A 20,349-nucleotide genomic window follows, 5' to 3' on the forward strand; every position below is an offset into this window, starting at 1 on the left:
AGATAAGCACAGTTTATAAATAAGTGCAGTGCCCACCCTATTTTCGACTTTCTTTAGAGTACCCATACCTCATGCTATTATCTCATCGCGCCCGTTTACTTGAGCTTTGGCGTATCGCCGCAACTTATCGCATCGATACTCATCTTTCTATCGAAGACGCGCCACAGCTGCAACCTTTGGCGCGTTTGATTCGCCTACATCCAGCGGCGTGGGGTAAAAAACACCAACCCAATGCGATTAAATATGCACTTGAAGACATGGGCACACTGTTTTTAAAGCTCGGACAACTATTGTCAACGCGTCGCGATTTAGTGCCGCCTGAGATTATCGAGCAATTGGTTCAACTACAAGATAAAGTCAAACCTTTCAATTCTGATGTGGCCATTACCCAAATCCAAGACCCTAAACACGGTCTTGGTCAATCGATTGGCACCTTGTTCGCACGCTTTGATGTCAAACCTCTAGCGGCGGCTTCTATTGCCCAAGTACATACTGCTGCGCTGCATGATGGTCGTGAAGTGGTGGTAAAAGTGGTGCGTCCTGATATTCGTACCACCATCATTGCTGATTTTGAGCTACTACGTGAGCTGGCCAATTGGGCATCAGCGCGTATTGAAGCGGCACGTGCCATTCATATCATCGATATTGTCGAAGACTATCGCCAAGTGATGTTAAACGAGCTGGATTTGATCTTAGAGGCAGACAATACCACTCAGATGCGCAACAACTTCTTGGGTTCCGCATTGATGTACGTACCAGAAGTCTATGATTCTGCCAAAAATGTGATGGTCATGGAGCGTATCCAAGGCGTTCCTATCTCGCAAGTTGAAGTGTTTGATAAGCTAGGTTATGACCGAGCAGCACTAGCAGAAAAAGGCTTAACGATATTTTTCACCCAAGTTTTTCGCGATAACTTTTTTCATGCCGATATGCATCCGGGTAATGTCTTTGTAGAGACGCCGCCGGTTAAAACGCTCACTGCAGATATGGCAGCGATTGACTTAGGGCACGAGCCGCGCTATATCGGGCTTGATTGCGCCATCATGGGTACGCTATCAAAAGACGATCAGCTCATTGTGGCGCGCATGCTGTTGGCGGTGATGAATAACAACTTTACGGCGATGGTTGATATCGTCAGTAGAGCTGGCTGGATTCCACCAAATACAGACAAGCATGCCCTAATGCGCGATATGAAACGCACGGTTGGACCTATGCTACAAAAGTCTATCAATGATATCGACTTTGCTGGTGTCTTAATGCAAATCTTAGATATCGCCCGTCGTCACCATATGAGTATTCCGCCGCAACTCATGCTGCTATTGAAGACCTTGGTTCATGTCGAAGGACTCGGTCGCGACTTGTATCCTGACCTTGATATCTGGTCACTTGCCAAGCCGATTTTAAGCAGTTGGATTAAAGAGCAGCTTGATCCGATGCGTAATTTACAACAGCTGCGTCAGCAGTTACCAGAGATTTTATTATCGACGACTGATATTCCAAAGCTACTGGATCAAGGCTTACAAAGCCTTGCCTCACAAGGATCACGCCAAGACAGTCAACTGCGAGAAATACAACAAATTCGTGCGGATATGCTTAATGATCGCCGCCGAGATTGGCTAGCACTGTCAGGTTTTGCCATTTTCATTGCCATTGCAACACAGGTTGTTGGCTGGCTCTCGCCTATCTTTTATATATTGGCTATTTTGGTTGTCGTTTGGCGTATTTTAGCCTAACGCTTCGTTATTTTTAATGAAAATAAGTATTGGTTAATAGCCATTACTATCTAATTTTTATTCAATAAGCTCTCACTCACTTTCATTGCTTTTTAGTAACATTTAAAGTGAGTGAGAGCTTAATCTTTACATTGCCTCATTTCTCATTGTGTCGTTAAAAAAGACGCCCTGTATAGGAGTCACCCATGTCTACCTCTAAAATATCAATTGCTAAAAAAGACCACAGCGAGGCTATTGCTGCCTTACAAACTCGTTTCGGTAAACAACTTACTACCAATATAACGGTACGTGAGCAGCATGGGCATACGATGACGTGGCTTGCCAATCAGCCACCCGATGCCGTCTTGGCAGTACAAGATAAGCACGAGGTAGCAGCTGCGGTGGAGATTTGCAATCAGTATCAAATGCCAGTGATTGCATTTGGTATTGGCTCATCCTTAGAAGGTCAATTAAATGCGCCATATGGCGGATTATGCATCGATATGCATGCGATGGATGGAATATTGCAGGTACATAATGAAGATCTGACGGTGACCGTACAACCAGGCGTCACACGTGAGCAGCTCAATCACTACTTACGTGATACAGGACTGTTTTTTCCAATAGATCCGGGTGCCAATGCCAGTATCGGCGGTATGGTCGCCACTCGCGCTTCAGGCACCAATGCGGTACGTTATGGCACGATGAAAGATGTGGTACTCGCGCTTGAGATAGTCACCGCTAGTGGAGAGATTGTCCGCACTGGTACCCGTGCCAAAAAATCTGCAGCGGGTTATGACTTGACGAGATTAATGATCGGCTCAGAAGGGACACTTGGTATTGTTACTGAGGTGACGCTTAAACTATTCGGCATCAGCGAGTGTATTGGTAGCGGTATTTGCCATTTCACAACGATTGAGGATGCCTGTCAGGCAGTGATGCTGACCATTCAAATGTGCTTGCCGATTGCGCGCATTGAGCTACTTGATGCCATGCAAATTAAAGCCTGTAATCAATATGCCAATCTTGATCTGGATGAGACGCCTACCCTATTTGTAGAGTTTCATGGCACAGATGCCAGCGTCGCTGAACAAGCTCAAATCTTTACGGATATTATCGAAGAATTCGGCGGTCGTGACTTTGCTTGGGATACCAATGAAGCCGAGCGCAAACGTCTGTGGCAAGCACGGCATAACGCTTATCATGCCAGCTCTGCTCTACGTCCTGAAGCCAGCGCCTTATCGACGGATGCTTGTGTGCCTATTTCACGATTAGCAGAATGCGTCAGTGCAACAGCAAAAGATATCGAAGCATCGGGTATGATTGGGCCTATCGTCGGTCACGTTGGCGATGGTAATTTTCATGTTTTGTTATTAGTCGATACTGAAAATCCTGAAGAAATCGCTACCGCTGACGGCATTATCAGCCGCCTTGCCAGCCGTGCAATTGAGATGGATGGCACTTGTACAGGTGAGCATGGCATCGGGCAAGGCAAACAAAAATATATGCAGCAAGAGCACGGTAATGCCTTAGTGCTGATGCAAGCGATTAAATCAGCTCTTGACCCTAACAATATCTTAAATCCGGGTAAAATATGGCCTGAACCTTTACCCGCTGTTTAATGGTGCTTATAAGAAATCAAAGCCTAAAAAATGCGCCTACGTTTAACTAGAGTATTAAACGTAGGCGCATTTTTTAGGCTAATTTCATAACATCTGGTCAATCGCCATCTGGGTCAGTACGCGTCCACGTGCAGTACGTAATACGTAGCCTTGCTGAATAAGGTATGGCTCAATCACATCCTCAAGCGTACCACGATCTTCAGCCATTGCTGCTGCTACCGCTTCAACGCCAGCTGGACCACCATCAAAACGTTCGTGCAATATCTCAATATAACGTCTGTCCAAATGATCAAGACCACGTCTATCAACTGCCAGCATATCGAGCGCACTGCCCGCAATCGCGCCATTGATGCTACCGTCGCCTCTCACTTCAGCATAATCACGTACACGGCGTAATAAACGATTGGCAATCCTTGGCGTACCACGCGCGCGACGAGCAATCTCCACCGCGCCATCTTCACTCATCGGTACACGCATCAAACGGGCGGCACGACTCACAATCGTGGTCAAATCAGCAATATTATAAAATTCGAGCCGCTGCACAATGCCGAAACGATCACGCAGTGGTGAGGTCAATAATCCTGCTCGCGTGGTTGCCGCGACTAAGGTAAACGGCGGTAAATCCAGCTTAATAGAACGTGCCGCAGGCCCTTCACCAATCATAATATCCAGCTGAAAGTCTTCCATGGCGGGATACAGTATCTCTTCAATAACGGAACTCAATCGATGAATTTCGTCGATAAATAGCACATCACCTTCTTCTAGATTGGTCAGCATGGCTGCCAAATCACCGGGGCGCTCAAGCACAGGTCCTGAGGTAGAACGCAAGTTGCCACCCATTTCACGAGCAATAATATTGGCAAGCGTCGTTTTTCCAAGACCAGGCGGACCAAAAATCAAAGTATGATCTAATGCCTCGCCTCGTCCACGTGCGGCGCCAATAAACACCTCCATCTGCTCACGTACCACAGGCTGACCAATATATTCAGCCAATAATGCCGGTCGAATATTGGAATCAGGCGCATCGCCTGCCCCTTCGAATGGATTAATCAAACGATCTTGCATCATAGGTTTTATCATTATATTAAAAAATTATTTTTAAAGAATAGGTATAAATAGCATAACCAAACGCTACGTATAAGTCATGCAAAACATCATAAAGCAGCGACTAAATAAAGCACAGCCTAAAACAAAAATAAGCGACAATGAATGTCGCTTATCTGTTTAAGAGTTATTGATACTTATTGATAGTAGTGAGCTGAATGAATCAAAATCCTGACAACTGTTGCAGTGTGGCTTTTAACAATCCTTGCGTATCGACAAAGGTATTACCATTACTCTTAGCGGCTTTAATCGCTTGCTGTGCCTCTCTTTCTTTATAGCCCAAGCTAATCAACGCGCCTTCTACCTCAGCGATGATGCTGCCCTCGTGAGACACCTCAGCAGGTTGCATGGCAAACTCTAAATGACTGCTATCGACTTCGATATTTTTCAGCTTATCTTTTAGCTCAATCAATAAGCGCTGCGCTGTTTTTTTACCGATACCCGGAATACGGGTTAATGCCGTCTCTGACTCTTGCTCGACATGCATCTTTAGCTCAGCAGCTGACATCGCAGATAGCATTGCTAACGCCATTTTTGCGCCAACGCCATTGATCTTGATCAATTGCCGAAAGACGTCACGCTCTTTACGATCGATAAAACCATAAAGCAGCTGCGCATCTTCGCGCACATGAAAGTGCGTCCAAATGCTCGCCTGTTCATTGAGACGCAACTGGCAAAATGACGGTAGCGGCAGCTCTATATCGTAGCCGACACCAGAGGTAGTCATGACACAGGCAGTCGGTGCCATCAAATACTGCACTTGACCACTAATCAATCCAATCATAATCCACTACCTTTATTAGAGCTGATATAAAAAATGAACTGAGCTGCTATTTAATGATAAATGCTATTAAATAAGCATATCTTGTTGGCAACGCTTATTTATAAAAATCGACCATACCTTCAAGGCTGATTGGACGAATTTTATGCGCTTGCCCAGCTGAGCCAAAGGCTTCAAAACGATTGGTACAGATATCTGACATTGCAACCATAGAGGCTTTGAAGTATTTACGCGGATCAAATTCGCTAGGGTTTTCTGCAAGGAATTTACGAATAGCGCCCGTTGATGCCAAACGCAAATCGGTATCGATATTTACCTTACGCACACCATGCTTAATCGCTTCAACGATTTGCTCAACCGGTACACCATAAGTCTCACCGATGTTGCCACCATTTTCATTGATAACTTTTAACCACTCTTGCGGCACTGATGACGAGCCATGCATGACCAAATGAGTGTTAGGAATACGGGCATGAATCTCTTTTACACGCTCAATCGATAGGATGTCGCCTGTCGGTGGACGGGTGAATTTATAAGCGCCATGACTGGTACCGATAGCAATGGCTAACGCATCGACGTTGGTGTCTTTAACGAACTGTTCTGCTTCATCAGCACTGGTCAATAGCTGCTCGTGATCTAATACGCCTTCTGCGCCAGAGCCGTCTTCTTCACCAGCCATACCAGTCTCAAGACTACCTAAGCAACCAATTTCACCTTCTACTGAAACACCGCACGCGTGTGCCATCTTGACAACTTCGCGAGTCACGCTGGCATTGTAATCATAATCCATTGGCGTTTTACCATCTTCACCGAGCGAGCCGTCCATCATCACTGATGAGAAGCCAAGCTGAATTGAGCGTTGGCAAATCGCTGGTGACATACCATGATCTTGATGCATAACGACTGGAATATGTGGCCACTCTTCGATAGCAGCAATAATCAGATGACGCAAAAATGCAGAGCCTGCATAACTACGTGCACCAGCACTAGCCTGTACGATAACAGGAGAATCACAGGCGTCGGCTGCCATCATGATTGCACGCATCTGCTCTAAATTATTGACATTGTAAGCAGGGACACCGTAGTTATTTTCGGCAGCATGATCTAGAAGTTGACGTAACGATATTAAAGCCATAAGACGCTCTCTGATTAAATTTTGAATATGATATTAAGAAATCATTCTTAAAAATACGATGTTGCAACAATTGCCCTAAAATCCTAGCCTGATAATAATCAGACCAGCAAAAAACCGGTGTTTTTTGATCGTAATTATTACGCCGTGATTATAGCAAAAATTGCCAGCGCTTCGTAGCGGTTAACCGACTATTTCTTTCTTTGCTTGATTCATAAAACAGAATGATAGCGAGTTTCATAAAACAATTTGATAAGTTCCATATGATACGCAGCTGATTGAAAAAATGGATAAAACTCGTACACCATATTCTTGACTGACTAAGGCCTGCCCTCAATTCAATCAATGGATATTTAAATGGGCTAAAGATGAGGACACACCCTAACCTCTAAATTGTGATTTTAAATACAAAAAAGCCTTGGCTATCACCAAAGCTTTTTAAATATTTTGAGGGCTTATACAGCAATCAATATCTGCAACCAACAGCTTAATAAGCTATTCATTAATCGATAAATTAGTAGATCAATGGCTTAGGTTCAGTTGCTTATGTATTGATGATTAGTACTGTTGTTCTGCTTCTACTGCGTTTTCACTGGCTTTATTCTCAACAGCAGATGCGCCATCGGCAACCACTTCAGCAGTTTTGGCAACGGCTTCATTTGCGCCTACCACAACTGCTTCACCAGTGTTTTTTAGTGCATCTGTAGCAGCAACACCGGCAGTTTCAGCGCCTTCGGCAACTTCAGTACCAGCATTTTGTGCAGCAACTTCAGCTTCAGCAGCGGCGGCTTCTGTTTCAGCAGCGGCAGTATCAGCGTTAGCAGCAACATCATCACCAGCAGACTCAACAGCAGCTTCGGCGTTCTCTTCTGTTTGTTGGCTACATGCAGTGATTGCAAAAGTACCAGCAAGTACGCTAGCAAGTAATAAATGGCGTTTTAACATAATAAATCCCTCATAAATAAAGCATGTCAAATACATGATTTGCGCTATTTTATAGAGTGCAAATTAGACATGCAATCATAATTTTCAGTATAGAAACAAATAATTACTACTTAATAATAATGAGTGGCCACTGACTCTTATTTCTCTTAAAACAATAAGATAAGAATAGTAGCCAAAATATTATTGATACAGCGTACATGAGATGGTGAGGCTAAATTGTACGGCTAATGTTACTCATCTGCTAAATATCGTTAAAGCGTTACGCATCAATCTGTAGAGCAGCAACCGCAGGCAATACTTTGCCTTCTACAAACTCTAAAAATGCGCCACCACCTGTTGACATGTAGCTAACGCCATCTGCCACTTGATATTTATCAATTGCAGCAAGCGTATCACCACCACCAGCGATCGAAAATCCTTCGCTGTTTTTAACGGCATTTGCTATGATTTGTGTGCCCTGACCAAAAGCATCGACTTCAAAAACACCGACTGGACCATTCCATAAAATGGTTTTTGCGTTGATAATAGCATCCGCTAATTGCTTAGCACTTTCTGGAGCGATGTCCAATATCATGTCATTTTCGCCAATCGTATCGACAGATTTGATGGTCGCAGTGGCTTGTTGTAATGAGCCTGTGAAGTCAGCAAAATCAATCTCATTTTTATCAGCAACGACAACATATTCAGGTAATAAAATCTCAGTCTTAGTCATAATGTCACGAGCTGTCTCAACCAAGTCCGCTTCATAAAGTGATGCACCAACGCTATGACCTTGCGCGGCTAGGAAGGTATTCGCAATACCGCCACCAACGATAATCTGCGAGCATAATTCAGACAAACTGTGCAGCACTTCTAGCTTTGTCGATACTTTTGAACCACCAACGATTGCTAACATTGGCTGTGCTGGGGTCTCAAGTGCCAAGCTTAACGCATCAAGCTCAGCCGCCAATAAAGGTCCTGCACAAGCTGTTTTTCCTGCTCGATGCATAGCTTGAGTAACGCCTTCTGTTGAGGCCTGCGCACGATGTGCGGTGCCAAATGCATCCATCACGAATACATCGCATAAATCAGCGTATTTCTGTGCTAAATCCGCATCGTTTTTCTTTTCGCCCTGATTAAAGCGCACATTTTCTAATAGCACGACCTCGCCTGCTTTAATTGCCACGCCTTTAGTAAGGTAGTCATTGTTTAAGCTAACGGGCTTTGAAAGTTGTGTGGCTAATTTATCGCTTAAATATTCAGCCACTGGTGCTAGCGAATATATCGATTCAGGACTGCCTTCAGCTGGACGACCTAAGTGTGAACAAACAATAACGGCCGCGCCTTTTTCTAACGCCATCTTAATCGTAGGCAAACTGGCTTGTAGGCGTGCATCACTGGCGACTTTACCGTTTTTAATAGGCACATTGAGATCTTCACGAATCAACACCACTTTATCCGTTAAGCTCAGCTCACTCATACGCAAAAAATTCATTACCTGCTCCTATGCATCATCTCTTGTTAATCTATCGGTTGGCTTTTTACTCATTACTGAAAATATTTATCAAATCGGCTGCTCTTGTCCATAGCTGTATAAAAGTAACCAAGCAAGAATTTGAGGCGGTGTATTCTAGCAGTTTTCTAGCAAGTGCTCATAAAGAACGCACTATTAAATTTTACTCGGGCGTGTCCTTATTTTGAAAATGGGGATAAAAATAAGACAAATGGCTAAATTTTAATAAAAATCAGTAACATTTCATGGTGGCACTTAGTAATAAGGCTGTTTAAGATACTATTAGCACTGATAATAAATAATACCTAAAATAAAAATAACCCATTAGGAGAACCCAATGAGTATCGACCTTCAAGCTGCCAAACAAAACCTACTAACACTTAAAGAAGAATATGAGACTCGTATCGATAAAATCGAAGATCATATCCAAAACCCGCAAGACGACCTCAATGAGCATTGGGAAGACCAAGCCATCTCTTATCGTCAAAATGACATGCGTACAAATTTGATGGTTGAAGCCCGTCAAAGTTTGATCTATGTCGAAAATGCATTAAGCCGTATTGAAAATGGGACTTATGGTAAATGTGAAGTCTGCGGCGAGCAAATTGAAGAGCAACGCTTACAAGCACTGCCTTACGCTACACTATGTATGGAACATGCTGAATAATGACTCATTTTACTCTAAGACAGCCATTCTAAACCAAAGTTCCAGTAATCAAGCAGGCGTTTTCCATTGAGAGAACGCCTGCTGCCATTGTTTACAGCGCGCAGCGATTTGATCCACGGGCAAATCCATAATATCTCCAACGACCGCCACGTAAGTAATGGGCAAACCTGCCAGCTCGGTGACATTTTCTGCCGTCAAGCCACCGATAACACATATCGCTATATTTTGCTGACAGCCATCTATGAGCTGCTGGCGCGAGATAATATTGGCGTTAGGTTTTGTATTTGAGGTAAAGATCGCACCCATAGCGGCATAGCTTACGCCCTCATTTTTTGCTTCTTCAACCAGTTCTATCTTGCCATGACAAGTTCGTCCGATCATTTGGTTGGCATGTAATTCGTGCTTAGCATCAGTGACTTCGCCATCTTGTTGACCCAAATGCACACCAACGCCGAGCTTGGCAGCCAGTTTAATATTGTCATTGATGACGACTGGTACGTTGTACGCTTTCGCCAACTCAACTATTTGTCTAGCCTCTTCGTATAGACGAGACTCACCATCAGGTAGCGCCAATATCTGCTTGCGACGAATTTGTAACAGCGCAATGAATCCTGTTGCTAATGCTGCTTCTAATTTGCGATACAGCAGCGCAAACTCATCGTCATTGGTCAGTAAATATAGCTTTGGCGCTGGTATAACAGTCGATGTTTGAATCATATTATTTTTCCTAGAGTGTGTCCTCATTTTAAAAATGGAGATAAAAATGAGATAAATTTTTAGCCCATGTAGAAGTCCATTGATTAAATTAAAGACACACCTTAAATTCAACACAATAAAAAGGCTGTTATATCAAATAACAGCCTTTTTATAAATGCTAAAACAGTAGAGTTATACCGTGCGGCGTGTCGCTAAACTGTTTAGAATATTTTTGGCATCACCCCAACGTGTGGCTGAGCTGTTCGCTCCTAAGATGACGATAATTGCTGGGCGGTTATTCACACGCGTTTCCATGACTACACAACGACCAGCTTCATTGATGAAACCTGTTTTTGAGATACCAATTGGATAATCACCGGCACGAACTAAGCTACTGGTGTTATTGGCTTTATAAGTACGGTTACCACTTGAGTAGTTAGACACATAAAAGTCATAGCTCTTAGTGGTCGAGAAACGACGAATCACGTCATAGTTACCCGCCGCGCGAACCATTTTAACCAAGTCATTTGATGAAGCGACGTTGCGCTTATCAAGACCCGTTGGATCACCAAAGAAAGCTGTGGTCATACCCAGATCTTGAGCTTTACGATTCATGGCACGTATAAAGGCGGTATAGCCACCTGGATAATTACGCGCTAAACTCTTTGCTGCTGGGTTTTCTGATTTCATCAATGCCATGAGCAACATCTCGGCACGATTCAAACGATCGCCTGATTTAAGGTTAGAGCTGGCACGCTTAGGGCCGACGAAATCTTCTGGATCGAGTGTGAGCTCTTCACGCATATCGAGACCAGCATCCAATACGACCATGGCCGTCATCACTTTAGAGATACTGGCCATTGGACGTGCAATGTCAGCATCTTTTTCATAAATAGATTCGCCCGTTTCAGCATCGATGACCGCAACACTACGCGAATCAGTGCTGATCGGTATCATGTTACTGCTACCAAATGAGCCACGATACGTTGTATTGTAGCTATTACTGCTATTGTAACTGTTATTACTACTACCGAAGCTATTGGCGTTGGTGATACTGGTCGTACCATTGCCACTATCAACTTTCTTGATAGCTGAGCCTTTGGATTTGTACATAATATTGCGTGCTTCAGACAAACTATCGGCACCGCCCCAACTCATGCGAGCACTAGAGCTAGTGTCAGCGCTACCATTAATAGTAAGTGCGGCTTGTGCAGCACTGCCCAAACTCAATGAAATCATAGCAGCGATTAATTGCTGTTTGGTTAATGGTAGTTGCTTCATTATGCCTCCTGCTGTCACGATGCTGTTAATTAGAGAATCAGTTACATACTAACTAATAGCAACAACGTACGTAGCGTTTATGAATGGGTTTATAAGTACTCGTATAGAGTTTTTGTATTTTTAGTGTATCATGGTTTGCATTTAAGTTTAATGTATCAAGCTGATTTAATAATTTATTTTGGTGTAATTCAAATTTTACTACAACCACTTTATATTACAGAAACATTGACTCACATTTCAGCAATATATCTTAACTTTGAACACTGTAATTATTCGTTTTTTGTTATATTAAACAATGGTATCTATCTAAAAGATTAGCAATATTTTATTTTTTTCAAAAACTAAAAAAACGACTCTAATGATTTTATTTTTTGTCATTTAGCGTCAATAAAAGCCTTCATTCTGACAAACAACAAAGAGTATCGTTATGATTAAAGTACTGGTAGTAGATGATCATGATTTGGTGAGAATGGGTATTAGTCGCATGTTGTCAGATAGTATCGATATCGAAGTAATCGGCGAAGCAGACAGCGGTGACATGGCCATCAAATTGGCCAAACAATTGCGCCCTGATGTGGTTTTGCTTGATGTCAATATGCCTAATATTGGTGGGCTTGAAGCAACCAAACGCTTAATTCAGCTGGATATGGGTATCAAAATATTGGCCGTCAGCAGTATGTCAGCGCAGCCGTATCCTTCGATGCTTATCAAAGCGGGGGTCAATGGCTATATTACGAAGGGCACGCCGCTCGATGAGATGATTCGCGCTGTCAAAAAAATCTATCAAGGTGGTCGTTATTTTAGCCAAGATGTCGCTGAGCAACTGGCTGATGTTTTGCTGTCAGATAATGCCAACTCGCCTTTTGACTTACTGAGTGATCGCGAAAAACAGGTGGCAATGATGGTCGTTAACTGTCAAAGCCCGCAGCAAATCGCTGACCAACTATTTGTGAGTGTCAAAACCATCAACACTTACCGCTATCGTATTTATGAGAAAGTTGGGGTTGATAGCGATGTGAAGTTAACACATTTGGCCATTCGTCATGGTCTAATTCAGCCATAACTCATTAGGGCGTGTCCTCAATTCAACTGATGGACATCTACATGGGCTGAAAATGGCTAAATTTTATCAAGTATCGTCAAATATCCTGATATTAATGGCGATATATTCCTTGTTTGATTGTAATTTATCTGATTTTATCTCTATTTTAAAATGAAGATACACCCTAGCAACTGTTCCCTTATTGCGGTCAATCTATGAAGCCTGCTACTAATATCGTTTCTGCTGTTACTCACTATTTGCATCGTGATGACACGCTATCTCCACCTCAATTGCGCAGGTTAGGGCTTATTTATAGCAGTTACCGCTTTGCTGTTAGTCTGTTTTCTCTACTGATGGTATATATCACCGCTCACTCTGACAACAGCCTCTCTCTACCAAGCTTTTTACAACAAACAACCCTTAGCTTTTATTTCCTGCTTAGCCTTATTTTACTTGGCTTGTTTTATGTCGTTAATCAGCAAATGCGGCGACAGTTGGCCTTTGGTTTAGTATTAGACGTCATTATATTAAGCTTGTTGTTATATACAGCGGGTGCGCCTGATTTACAGTTGACCATGTTGTATATGGTGGTCGTCGCAGCGAGTTTTATGTTGCTACACGGCTCGCAAGCCTTAATTATTACCCTACTCGCTATTATTTTTGTCATTTATCAGCAATTTTTTTATGCCATTGCCAATAGCATGAGCTTAGCAAATTTAGGGGACGCATTGCTCATGTCAGCCAGCTTTTTGGCGGTTGGTGGTTTGAGCTGGTCCATCTCACAGCGTTTGGTACAACTTGAGAAAGTAGCAGCGAGTCACGCTAAAGAAGTTGAACGATTAAACGTCATCAACCAAGAAGTCATCACGCAAATGGCTAATGGTGTCATCGTCATCGATAAACAGCATATCGTTTTAGCAAACCTTGCCGCTCACCAATTACTTAGCCTTTCGCCCACCCCTTCCGTATCATTGTACAACACCTCTATTGATATAAAAGATACTCGAAACAATACTCGCAGTGCACTATTATCTAACTTTCAGCAGCAGCTTGGTCAACAACACACGCAGCTATTTAAAGCCTGTTTGTCAGTAGCGGTAGGCCAATCACGCACCTTTATTTATGATTTGCCTGCAGTCGCAAACGCTTCCATATTCGGTAAACTGCGCGTACAAATCATTCCATTGAAAGATGACAGTAAACTGATAATGTTAGAGGACTTACGCCGCGAGCAAGCCAGTGCCCAACAATTGAAGCTGGCTTCTTTAGGGCAATTGACGGCGAGCATCGCCCATGAAATAAGGAATCCTTTGGCAGCGATATCACAAGCCAGCCAATTATTAATGGAGGATGTTATAGAAGCCAATCTAGAATTCGATACAGCAGATAATACGATAACGGCGACTATCTCAAATGACGATATGGCAGCGAATCATGAGCTTTATCAAATGATATTTTCACAAACAAAACGTGTGAATCGTATTATCGAAGATGTACTAAAACTGTCTCGCCAGCAAACCGCAAACCAGCAAGCGATTATACTGACAGACTGGATGCCAACATTTTTAGAGAACTACTTTCAAGGACACGATGTTTTTCTACATGTAAAAACACAACCGACCATATCATTCGACACGCATCAACTAGAGCAAGTCTTAATCAATTTAATTAACAATGGCTTGCGCTACAGTAGCTACGACCACCCTCATGCCTATGTGGAAATCGAGATTTATTGTGCGGATAACGATGTTATAATTGATATCTTGGATGCTGGTCGCGGGGTTAGCACCAAAGACCTAGAACATTTGTTCAATCCATTTTTTACGACAGATCAAGCAGGGACAGGCTTGGGACTGTATCTATCACAAGCTTTTTGTGAGGCCAACCAAACTCGTTTGCTTTATATTCCTGAACATGAGAAAACCTGTTTTCGCTTGATAGCACCTGCTATTAGTGCTGATACTCATGTAAATAAAACTGAACATAATGTTAATACCACTATTTTATAAATATTAACGTTACCAAGTATTAACATTACATAGAATACTTTGCCATTAAGGCCTCTTGGTTTTTACCATTTTATAGCTATTGAATACGATGAGATGATGTATGACAACAACCGCGCTAGTCGTTGATGACGAAGTGGATCTGTGCCGATTGATGCAAATTACTTTGACCAAAATGGGCATTAAAAGTGATGTAGCATATACTCTGTCACAAGCAAGATCATACTGGCAAGACAATGATTACGATTTTTGCCTGACCGATTTAAAGCTGCCTGATGGGTCAGGACTAGAGTTGGTAAAAGAAATCAGTAATAGCTCTAGTACGCCCATTGCCGTGATTACTGCTCACGGCAGTATGGATCTCGCCATTGAAGCATTGAAGCTTGGTGCTTTTGACTTTGTGAATAAACCTCTTGAGTTACCGCGCCTACGTCAACTGGTGGAAAATGCTTTAAAAGTTATTCATCAAGACAATGAAGCAAAAGCCACAGCCGAATGCTCACCCGAACAAAAACTGTTAGATAGTAGACTCATTGGTGATTCTGCTGTAATGCACCCACTGAAAAATACTATTTTAAAATTGGCACGCTCACAAGCACCTGTATTTTTGTCAGGCGCTTCGGGTACTGGTAAAGAAGTGGTTGCCCGATTGATTCATGATTTAAGCCCACGCCGTGATGGTAGCTTTGTACCAGTAAACTGTGGAGCAATACCATCAGAGCTGATGGAATCAGAGTTCTTTGGTCATAAAAAAGGCAGCTTTACAGGAGCTGTCGCTGACAAGCAAGGGCTGTTTCAGCAAGCCAATGGCGGCACGTTATTTTTAGACGAAGTGGCAGACTTGCCTTTAGCTATGCAGGTAAAACTACTGCGCGCCATTCAAGAAAAAACGGTGAGAGCCATTGGTGATACCAAAGAGGTTCCCGTAGATATTCGTATCTTGTCCGCCACCCACAAAAATCTAAACCAATTGGTACAAGACGGTGCGTTTCGACAAGATTTGTACTACCGTATCAATGTGATTGAGTTAAAACTGCCGACGCTCAATGCACGTCGTGATGATATCCCTGTATTAGCCAAGCACTTTTTAGCATTAATTGCTGATGAATGGCAGTTAGAGAACCCACCGATACTCACTGTTGAGGCATGCGAACGTTTGCAAGATCATAACTTTGCGGGCAACGTTCGTGAACTGCGTAACGTCCTTGAACGTGCAGTAACCCTAGCAGAGACACCGCACATTGACATCAGCCACTTGGGTTTGCCTGATATTGATATAACCCATCACCGCGCAGTCTCTCAAGATCAGAAAAGTGAGCCAGCGGTTGTCAATAATACTCAACATTCTGAGCGTCAAACAAACCATCAGATGGTCGCTCAATCGATAGAAAATAGAGAAAAAGTCATTCAATCTATGGATAAGACAATAGCGCCACAGGTCAAGCAAGTGACGACCAACTTACACCCTTATCGTACTAACGCTCAGCACTACCCTTCTATGATACAGCGTTCAGAAAGCCATCATGCAGAAAGCCCAAACCATACAGCCCGTCATAATCACGAAGAATCTGTCACCCATCGATCTATTCTGCAAGAAAGTGATGAAAAAGCAATTCTAAGCAAATTAAAGGATGGTCAGTTACCCTCTCAAGGGTTAGAACACTACCTACAAGAACAAGAAAAACAGTTGATTATTACCGCGCTAAAACAAACGGCTTGGAATAAAACGCAAGCAGCTGAACTACTAGGCACCACTTTTCGCTCGTTACGCTATCGCATGAAAAAACTAGAGATAGCTGAGGATCAATTCGAGCCATAGCATTTGCCATTTTTGAATAATGACAAATGCTATTTTAACGTTAATACATCGTGATAGCCTGTCTTTAAGTGAGCCTTACTGAACCCTTTTGCCTGCCACCGCTTGATCGACTTTGGCAGGTTTTCGGACAAAACGAATACCCGAATCAAGTGCTTTTGTTTTTAGTAAAGCGAGCGCTTGCTGCTCCCATGTACTTTCACTTCCTGACAAGGTCATATCAGGCTCTACACCGATTCCATCGATCTTATTGCCTGACGCTGTCATATAGTTGGCGACGGTGAGTTTGACAGCCTGCTCATCATTCAGTGGGATGACCGACTGTACAGACCCTTTACCATAGCTAATTTCACCAACGATTGTGGCACGTTTTTGTGCTTGTAAGCTACTGGCCAGCACCTCTGCCGCTGACGCCGAATAGCGATTTTGCAGCACCACCACTGGCAATGATTCAAGTATCGCCAGACCTTGAGTGGATAGCGTACGCGTATCACTTTGACGACCCTTTACTTGTACCACATCAGTGTCGCTCATAAACAAACTGGCTACACTCACCGCCGACGTTAGCACCCCACCTGGATTATCACGCATATCTAGCAAGATACCTGTAATAGGTGCGTCTAGATCTATCAAGCCTTCCAATAGTTTTTCACGGCTATTATTTTGAAAGGCAGGTAACTTGATAACAGCGATACCGTCAATGAGACTTGCCTCGACCGTTTGAGGGTGGCTGTTATTACGCTGCAAGGTCGTGGTATGTTTGCGGCGACCAGCTTTTGAGGTGACAACATCTACTTGCGTACCCGCAATCCCTGTCAAAAGTTGCTCGATATCGTTACTTTCTTTATCTTCATCAAGTTTGAAATCACCGACTTGATGTAAATAATCGCCAACCGCAATGCCCTTTTTATCTGCAGGCGATGCATCAATAACCTCTGTAATCACCCAATAGCCATCTGTAGGCTGATAATTGACTTTAATACCGACGTCACCCACATCACCTTCAGTAAAGGCACGCAGGTTTTCATAAGCCTCAGCATCTAAAAATTCAGCATGACTATCTAGCTTAGTCAACATACCACTCAACGCATTATTGAACAGCTCTTCATCGTTGACCGCATCTACATATTCACGGCGTACCAAATCCACTACCGCAACAAACGTCTTGAGCGTTTCTGGAGAAATGGCATTCAATGATACTTGCGCAACCTCAGGTGGAATACTGACATCGATCTCATTCGTGTCATCGGTCAAGGCACTCTCATCTGCGACACTGTCTATCGAATCGTCAACTTGGTCGGCCGACTCAAGCATATCAGCGACATCTGATAAATTATTAGTGTCATCTTCTGTGGCTATCTCATTAGCATTTAAGCTAATCAGTTGTAGACTGGCGGTGGGATTATTGATGGTCGCATTAGCTGGTGACCTCGCTGCTTGTGCGTACATACTAGCAGTACTGAGCCCAAGCAGACCTATCATCAATGCAGGTTTAAAAATAGTCGGCGCAGTGAATACCTTCATTGCTTGTTTGCCCAATCGCTTCGTCACTGGTAAGCGCATAAAATAAATAGAACGCATAAGAGAACTCGTTTAATAATAGAATTATTTTTATGGATATATGGATGAATATTTATCTCATAAGATAGCACCAAGAGCCAGTCTAAGACTAGGAGAGTATTGCAAGTAACATTCACGATAACTAATATGATTTCATCAAATGATGAGTAACGGTGTCAAGTTTGTTTAGCAGGCTAAATATCATACTTGCCCTTATTTTTCTCACTATCCAAACATTTAAAGATAAATAAAGTCAGCCAAATATCTCTTAAAAAACAAATCAAAAAAAGGAGAGACAATAAATATCTCTCCCCTTTCTATTACTTCTAACAACGCTAGTAAGTTGTCAATATAATAGTATTAAATGCCTGACTTACACCGCTGGAACCAGTAAGCTTTCGCCCGTCATTTCAGCAGGCTGCTCAATATCCATCAGCGCCAAAATAGTCGGTGCGACATCGCTCAACTTACCACGACTACGTACTTGTAGCTTTTTCTCACCCACATAAATGAGTGGCACATGTTCAGTGGTATGTTGAGTATGTACTTGACCGCTTTCGTAATCCTGCATCTGCTCACAGTTGCCATGATCTGCTGTGATAAGCATATCACCGCCAGCAGCGCGTACCGCTGACTCAATACGGCCAACACAGACATCTAGCGCCTCTACTGCTTTTACAGCCGCATCAAAAATTCCCGTATGACCTACCATATCACCATTGGCATAATTAACGATTAACACGTCATATTTGCCTGATTCGATGGCAGCCACTAATTTATCAGTCACTTCAGGCGCACTCATTTCTGGTTTCAGATCATAAGTCGCCACATCTGGAGAGGGTACGAGAATACGTGTCTCGCCCTCATACTCTTCTTCACGACCACCGCTAAAGAAAAACGTCACATGCGCGTATTTTTCAGTTTCAGCGATACGCAGCTGAGTTTTACCATTGTCTTGCAAATATTCGCCAAGTGTATTGGTCAACGACGTGGGATAATAAGCAACGCTAGTTTTGGGATTGTCTGCTAAAACGTCAGAATATTTGGTCAGCATCACAAATGCCGCAAGTTTTGGCTGCTTATTGCGGGCAAACCCTGAAAACTCATGATCTGGCAAGACAAAAGCTTGCGCCAGCTCACGGGCACGGTCAGCACGGAAGTTCATAAAGATAAGCGCGTCATTGTCATCAACGGTATATGGCACTTCATCACGGCCAATGACTACCGTTGGATTGATAAACTCATCGGTCTCGCGTGCCTTATAAGCAGCTTGCACTGCGCCATCTGCACGCGTAGACAGACGATCGGCTTTACCTTCAGTGATAAGCTCATAGGCTTTTTGGACGCGATCCCAGCGATTATCACGATCCATTGCATAATAGCGCCCAATGATACTGGCAATCTGTACGCGGCCGCCTTCATAATGAGCATTAAGCTTATTGATATGGTCCCGCAGACGATTAATATACTTATCCGCCGATTTAGGTGGGGTGTCGCGTCCGTCTAAAAAACAATGAACAAAGACATTTTTGGCGCCGTGCACTAACGCCGAGTGGCACATCGCTTCGATGTGATCTTGATGCGAATGCACACCACCATCTGACAGCAAACCCATGATATGGACGTTACCACCCAACTCGTTCGCGGCTTTTACCGCCTTGACTAAGGCTTCGTTTTTATAAAACTCACGATTGGCTACTTCACTTGAGATACGAGTCGAATCTTGATACAGAACGCGACCCGCACCTAAGTTCATGTGCCCAACTTCTGAATTGCCAAACTGCCCATCTGGCAAACCAACATCTTCTCCAGAAGCAGATATCAATCCATGCGGATATTGCTGATAAATCCTATCCAAATTTGGCATATTGGCGGCAGCAACCGCATTATCATTATCGTCTTCACGATGCCCAAAACCATCTAATATCATTAAGACATGCGGCACTTTTTTATTTTGATCGCCATCCTGCTTACTATTGAGCTGAGCCTGATTATCATCGATAAATGCTGATTGTTGCTGGGTATTGGTCATGGATTACCGCTCCTCAAGTGAATGAACGCCTATAATGCTATATTAGGATGTTTAAAGCCCTCTATATTAACACACATCTTAAAATAGCTGAAAAATCGTCATTTTACGCCCACCCTTAAGCGTTAAAGCATACTTATTTAAAGCACATTTATACAGTAGAAAAGGCGGTTAAAACTTAATAGCAATAATGCCACTCTCTAAATCTACGTATCAATCTGTAAATCATACTTGCAATCATTCAAACCATTCGTTAAGATAATTATATTCTGAAGTGTTGGCTAGTAGATGTTTATTCCCTGAGCCGATAATGCTTTACCAGGATGTGGTACCTACTGCTTCATTGTGTATGCCTGCACCGCTTGCGGTGTATCAGGAAACCTGCAGAGGCAGTGACGCATCCGCCCTGAACTTCACGGTTCATGGGTCACCATCTTACAGCGGCACTTCGGTTGTTCTATTCG

General features: G+C 43.1%; 15 protein-coding genes and 1 other RNA gene. 7 read left to right on the top strand and 9 right to left on the bottom strand.

Annotated features, from left to right (window positions below):
• Positions 1-71 precede the first annotated feature (71 nt).
• Both I3257_RS04125 and I3257_RS04130 read left to right on the top strand, forming a co-directional pair.
• On the top strand, positions 72-1,733 hold the full coding sequence (locus I3257_RS04125; RefSeq protein ID WP_238048902.1) for an AarF/UbiB family protein: 1,662 nt from the start codon (positions 72-74) through the stop codon (positions 1,731-1,733).
• A 185-nt stretch (positions 1,734-1,918) separates the two neighbouring features.
• Positions 1,919-3,334 carry an FAD-linked oxidase C-terminal domain-containing protein gene (locus tag I3257_RS04130; RefSeq protein WP_238048903.1) on the top strand — a complete coding sequence of 472 codons (1,416 nt, stop codon included), beginning with the start codon at positions 1,919-1,921 and terminating at the stop codon, positions 3,332-3,334.
• Between the two features lie 84 nt (positions 3,335-3,418).
• Here I3257_RS04130 and ruvB read toward each other — a convergent pair whose 3' ends face one another.
• The 5 genes from ruvB to I3257_RS04155 all read right to left on the bottom strand — a co-directional run bounded on the left by ruvB (position 3,419) and on the right by I3257_RS04155 (position 8,770).
• Positions 3,419-4,399 carry a Holliday junction branch migration DNA helicase RuvB gene (ruvB, locus tag I3257_RS04135; protein ID WP_045447074.1) on the bottom strand — a complete coding sequence of 327 codons (981 nt, stop codon included), beginning with the start codon at positions 4,397-4,399 and terminating at the stop codon, positions 3,419-3,421.
• 202 nt (positions 4,400-4,601) lie between these two features.
• Positions 4,602-5,222, bottom strand: coding sequence for a Holliday junction branch migration protein RuvA (gene ruvA, locus I3257_RS04140; protein ID WP_238048904.1), 621 nt, complete (start codon positions 5,220-5,222; stop codon positions 4,602-4,604).
• 94 nt (positions 5,223-5,316) lie between these two features.
• The gene (gene fba / locus I3257_RS04145; protein WP_045446949.1) at positions 5,317-6,354 is read right to left on the bottom strand and encodes a class II fructose-bisphosphate aldolase; all 1,038 of its coding nucleotides are present in this window, start codon (positions 6,352-6,354) and stop codon (positions 5,317-5,319) included.
• Between the two features lie 555 nt (positions 6,355-6,909).
• Complete coding sequence (locus tag I3257_RS04150; RefSeq protein WP_045446952.1) at positions 6,910-7,296, bottom strand: hypothetical protein; 387 nt, start codon at positions 7,294-7,296, stop codon at positions 6,910-6,912.
• Positions 7,297-7,555: 259 nt separating this feature from the next.
• Positions 7,556-8,770 carry a phosphoglycerate kinase gene (locus I3257_RS04155; protein ID WP_238048905.1) on the bottom strand — a complete coding sequence of 405 codons (1,215 nt, stop codon included), beginning with the start codon at positions 8,768-8,770 and terminating at the stop codon, positions 7,556-7,558.
• Positions 8,771-9,125: 355 nt separating this feature from the next.
• Between I3257_RS04155 and I3257_RS04160 the strand changes: the two genes are divergently transcribed.
• Positions 9,126-9,455 carry a TraR/DksA C4-type zinc finger protein gene (locus tag I3257_RS04160; RefSeq protein WP_045446956.1) on the top strand — a complete coding sequence of 110 codons (330 nt, stop codon included), beginning with the start codon at positions 9,126-9,128 and terminating at the stop codon, positions 9,453-9,455.
• Positions 9,456-9,503: 48 nt separating this feature from the next.
• On the opposite strand, the gene I3257_RS04165 is transcribed toward I3257_RS04160, so the two are convergent.
• Together I3257_RS04165 and I3257_RS04170 are read right to left on the bottom strand one after the other, a co-directional pair.
• Positions 9,504-10,172: a thiamine phosphate synthase gene (locus I3257_RS04165; protein ID WP_238048906.1), complete on the bottom strand. Its 669-nt coding sequence runs from the start codon at positions 10,170-10,172 to the stop codon at positions 9,504-9,506.
• A gap of 171 nt (positions 10,173-10,343) precedes the next feature.
• Positions 10,344-11,432, bottom strand: a complete 1,089-nt coding sequence (locus I3257_RS04170; protein ID WP_238048907.1) for a serine hydrolase — start codon at positions 11,430-11,432, stop codon at positions 10,344-10,346.
• A gap of 427 nt (positions 11,433-11,859) precedes the next feature.
• Between I3257_RS04170 and I3257_RS04175 the strand changes: the two genes are divergently transcribed.
• The 3 genes from I3257_RS04175 (at position 11,860) to I3257_RS04185 (ending at position 16,299) form a co-directional block, all read left to right on the top strand.
• Complete coding sequence (locus tag I3257_RS04175) at positions 11,860-12,495, top strand: response regulator (RefSeq protein WP_055123802.1); 636 nt, start codon at positions 11,860-11,862, stop codon at positions 12,493-12,495.
• Between the two features lie 194 nt (positions 12,496-12,689).
• Positions 12,690-14,483, top strand: coding sequence for an ATP-binding protein (locus I3257_RS04180; RefSeq protein ID WP_238048908.1), 1,794 nt, complete (start codon positions 12,690-12,692; stop codon positions 14,481-14,483).
• 100 nt (positions 14,484-14,583) lie between these two features.
• Positions 14,584-16,299 (top strand): sigma-54 dependent transcriptional regulator, encoded by a 1,716-nt coding sequence (locus I3257_RS04185; RefSeq protein ID WP_275950081.1) that lies wholly within the window; start codon positions 14,584-14,586, stop codon positions 16,297-16,299.
• 75 nt (positions 16,300-16,374) lie between these two features.
• Here the strand turns inward: I3257_RS04185 and I3257_RS04195 are convergent, their stop codons facing one another.
• Together I3257_RS04195 and gpmI are read right to left on the bottom strand one after the other, a co-directional pair.
• Positions 16,375-17,877 (bottom strand): S41 family peptidase, encoded by a 1,503-nt coding sequence (locus I3257_RS04195; RefSeq protein ID WP_238048909.1) that lies wholly within the window; start codon positions 17,875-17,877, stop codon positions 16,375-16,377.
• A 352-nt stretch (positions 17,878-18,229) separates the two neighbouring features.
• Positions 18,230-19,888, bottom strand: a complete 1,659-nt coding sequence (gene gpmI, locus I3257_RS04200) for a 2,3-bisphosphoglycerate-independent phosphoglycerate mutase (RefSeq protein ID WP_275950082.1) — start codon at positions 19,886-19,888, stop codon at positions 18,230-18,232.
• 260 nt (positions 19,889-20,148) lie between these two features.
• Between gpmI and ssrS the strand changes: the two genes are divergently transcribed.
• Positions 20,149-20,344, top strand: a non-coding RNA gene (gene ssrS, locus I3257_RS04205) — 6S RNA.
• Positions 20,345-20,349: the final 5 nt, after the last annotated feature.

This window comes from Psychrobacter sp. Ps7, from assembly GCF_022129225.1.
In the GTDB taxonomy this organism is placed as follows: Bacteria; Pseudomonadota; Gammaproteobacteria; order Pseudomonadales; family Moraxellaceae; genus Psychrobacter; species Psychrobacter immobilis_A.

What these genes read in the sequence shown, in the direction of transcription:
- ruvA (WP_238048904.1), bottom strand. Translation starts at nt 5,222, where the DNA reads ATGATTGGATTGATTAGTGGTCAAGTGCAGTATTTGATGGCACCGACT.
- gpmI (WP_275950082.1), bottom strand. Translation starts at nt 19,888, where the DNA reads ATGACCAATACCCAGCAACAATCAGCATTTATCGATGATAATCAGGCT.
- I3257_RS04130 (WP_238048903.1), top strand. Translation starts at nt 1,919, where the DNA reads ATGTCTACCTCTAAAATATCAATTGCTAAAAAAGACCACAGCGAGGCT.
- fba (WP_045446949.1), bottom strand. Translation starts at nt 6,354, where the DNA reads ATGGCTTTAATATCGTTACGTCAACTTCTAGATCATGCTGCCGAAAAT.
- I3257_RS04170 (WP_238048907.1), bottom strand. Translation starts at nt 11,432, where the DNA reads ATGAAGCAACTACCATTAACCAAACAGCAATTAATCGCTGCTATGATT.
- I3257_RS04185 (WP_275950081.1), top strand. Translation starts at nt 14,584, where the DNA reads ATGACAACAACCGCGCTAGTCGTTGATGACGAAGTGGATCTGTGCCGA.
- I3257_RS04165 (WP_238048906.1), bottom strand. Translation starts at nt 10,172, where the DNA reads ATGATTCAAACATCGACTGTTATACCAGCGCCAAAGCTATATTTACTG.
- ruvB (WP_045447074.1), bottom strand. Translation starts at nt 4,399, where the DNA reads ATGCAAGATCGTTTGATTAATCCATTCGAAGGGGCAGGCGATGCGCCT.
- I3257_RS04180 (WP_238048908.1), top strand. Translation starts at nt 12,690, where the DNA reads ATGAAGCCTGCTACTAATATCGTTTCTGCTGTTACTCACTATTTGCAT.
- I3257_RS04160 (WP_045446956.1), top strand. Translation starts at nt 9,126, where the DNA reads ATGAGTATCGACCTTCAAGCTGCCAAACAAAACCTACTAACACTTAAA.
- I3257_RS04175 (WP_055123802.1), top strand. Translation starts at nt 11,860, where the DNA reads ATGATTAAAGTACTGGTAGTAGATGATCATGATTTGGTGAGAATGGGT.
- I3257_RS04155 (WP_238048905.1), bottom strand. Translation starts at nt 8,770, where the DNA reads ATGAATTTTTTGCGTATGAGTGAGCTGAGCTTAACGGATAAAGTGGTG.
- I3257_RS04125 (WP_238048902.1), top strand. Translation starts at nt 72, where the DNA reads ATGCTATTATCTCATCGCGCCCGTTTACTTGAGCTTTGGCGTATCGCC.
- I3257_RS04195 (WP_238048909.1), bottom strand. Translation starts at nt 17,877, where the DNA reads ATGCGTTCTATTTATTTTATGCGCTTACCAGTGACGAAGCGATTGGGC.
- I3257_RS04150 (WP_045446952.1), bottom strand. Translation starts at nt 7,296, where the DNA reads ATGTTAAAACGCCATTTATTACTTGCTAGCGTACTTGCTGGTACTTTT.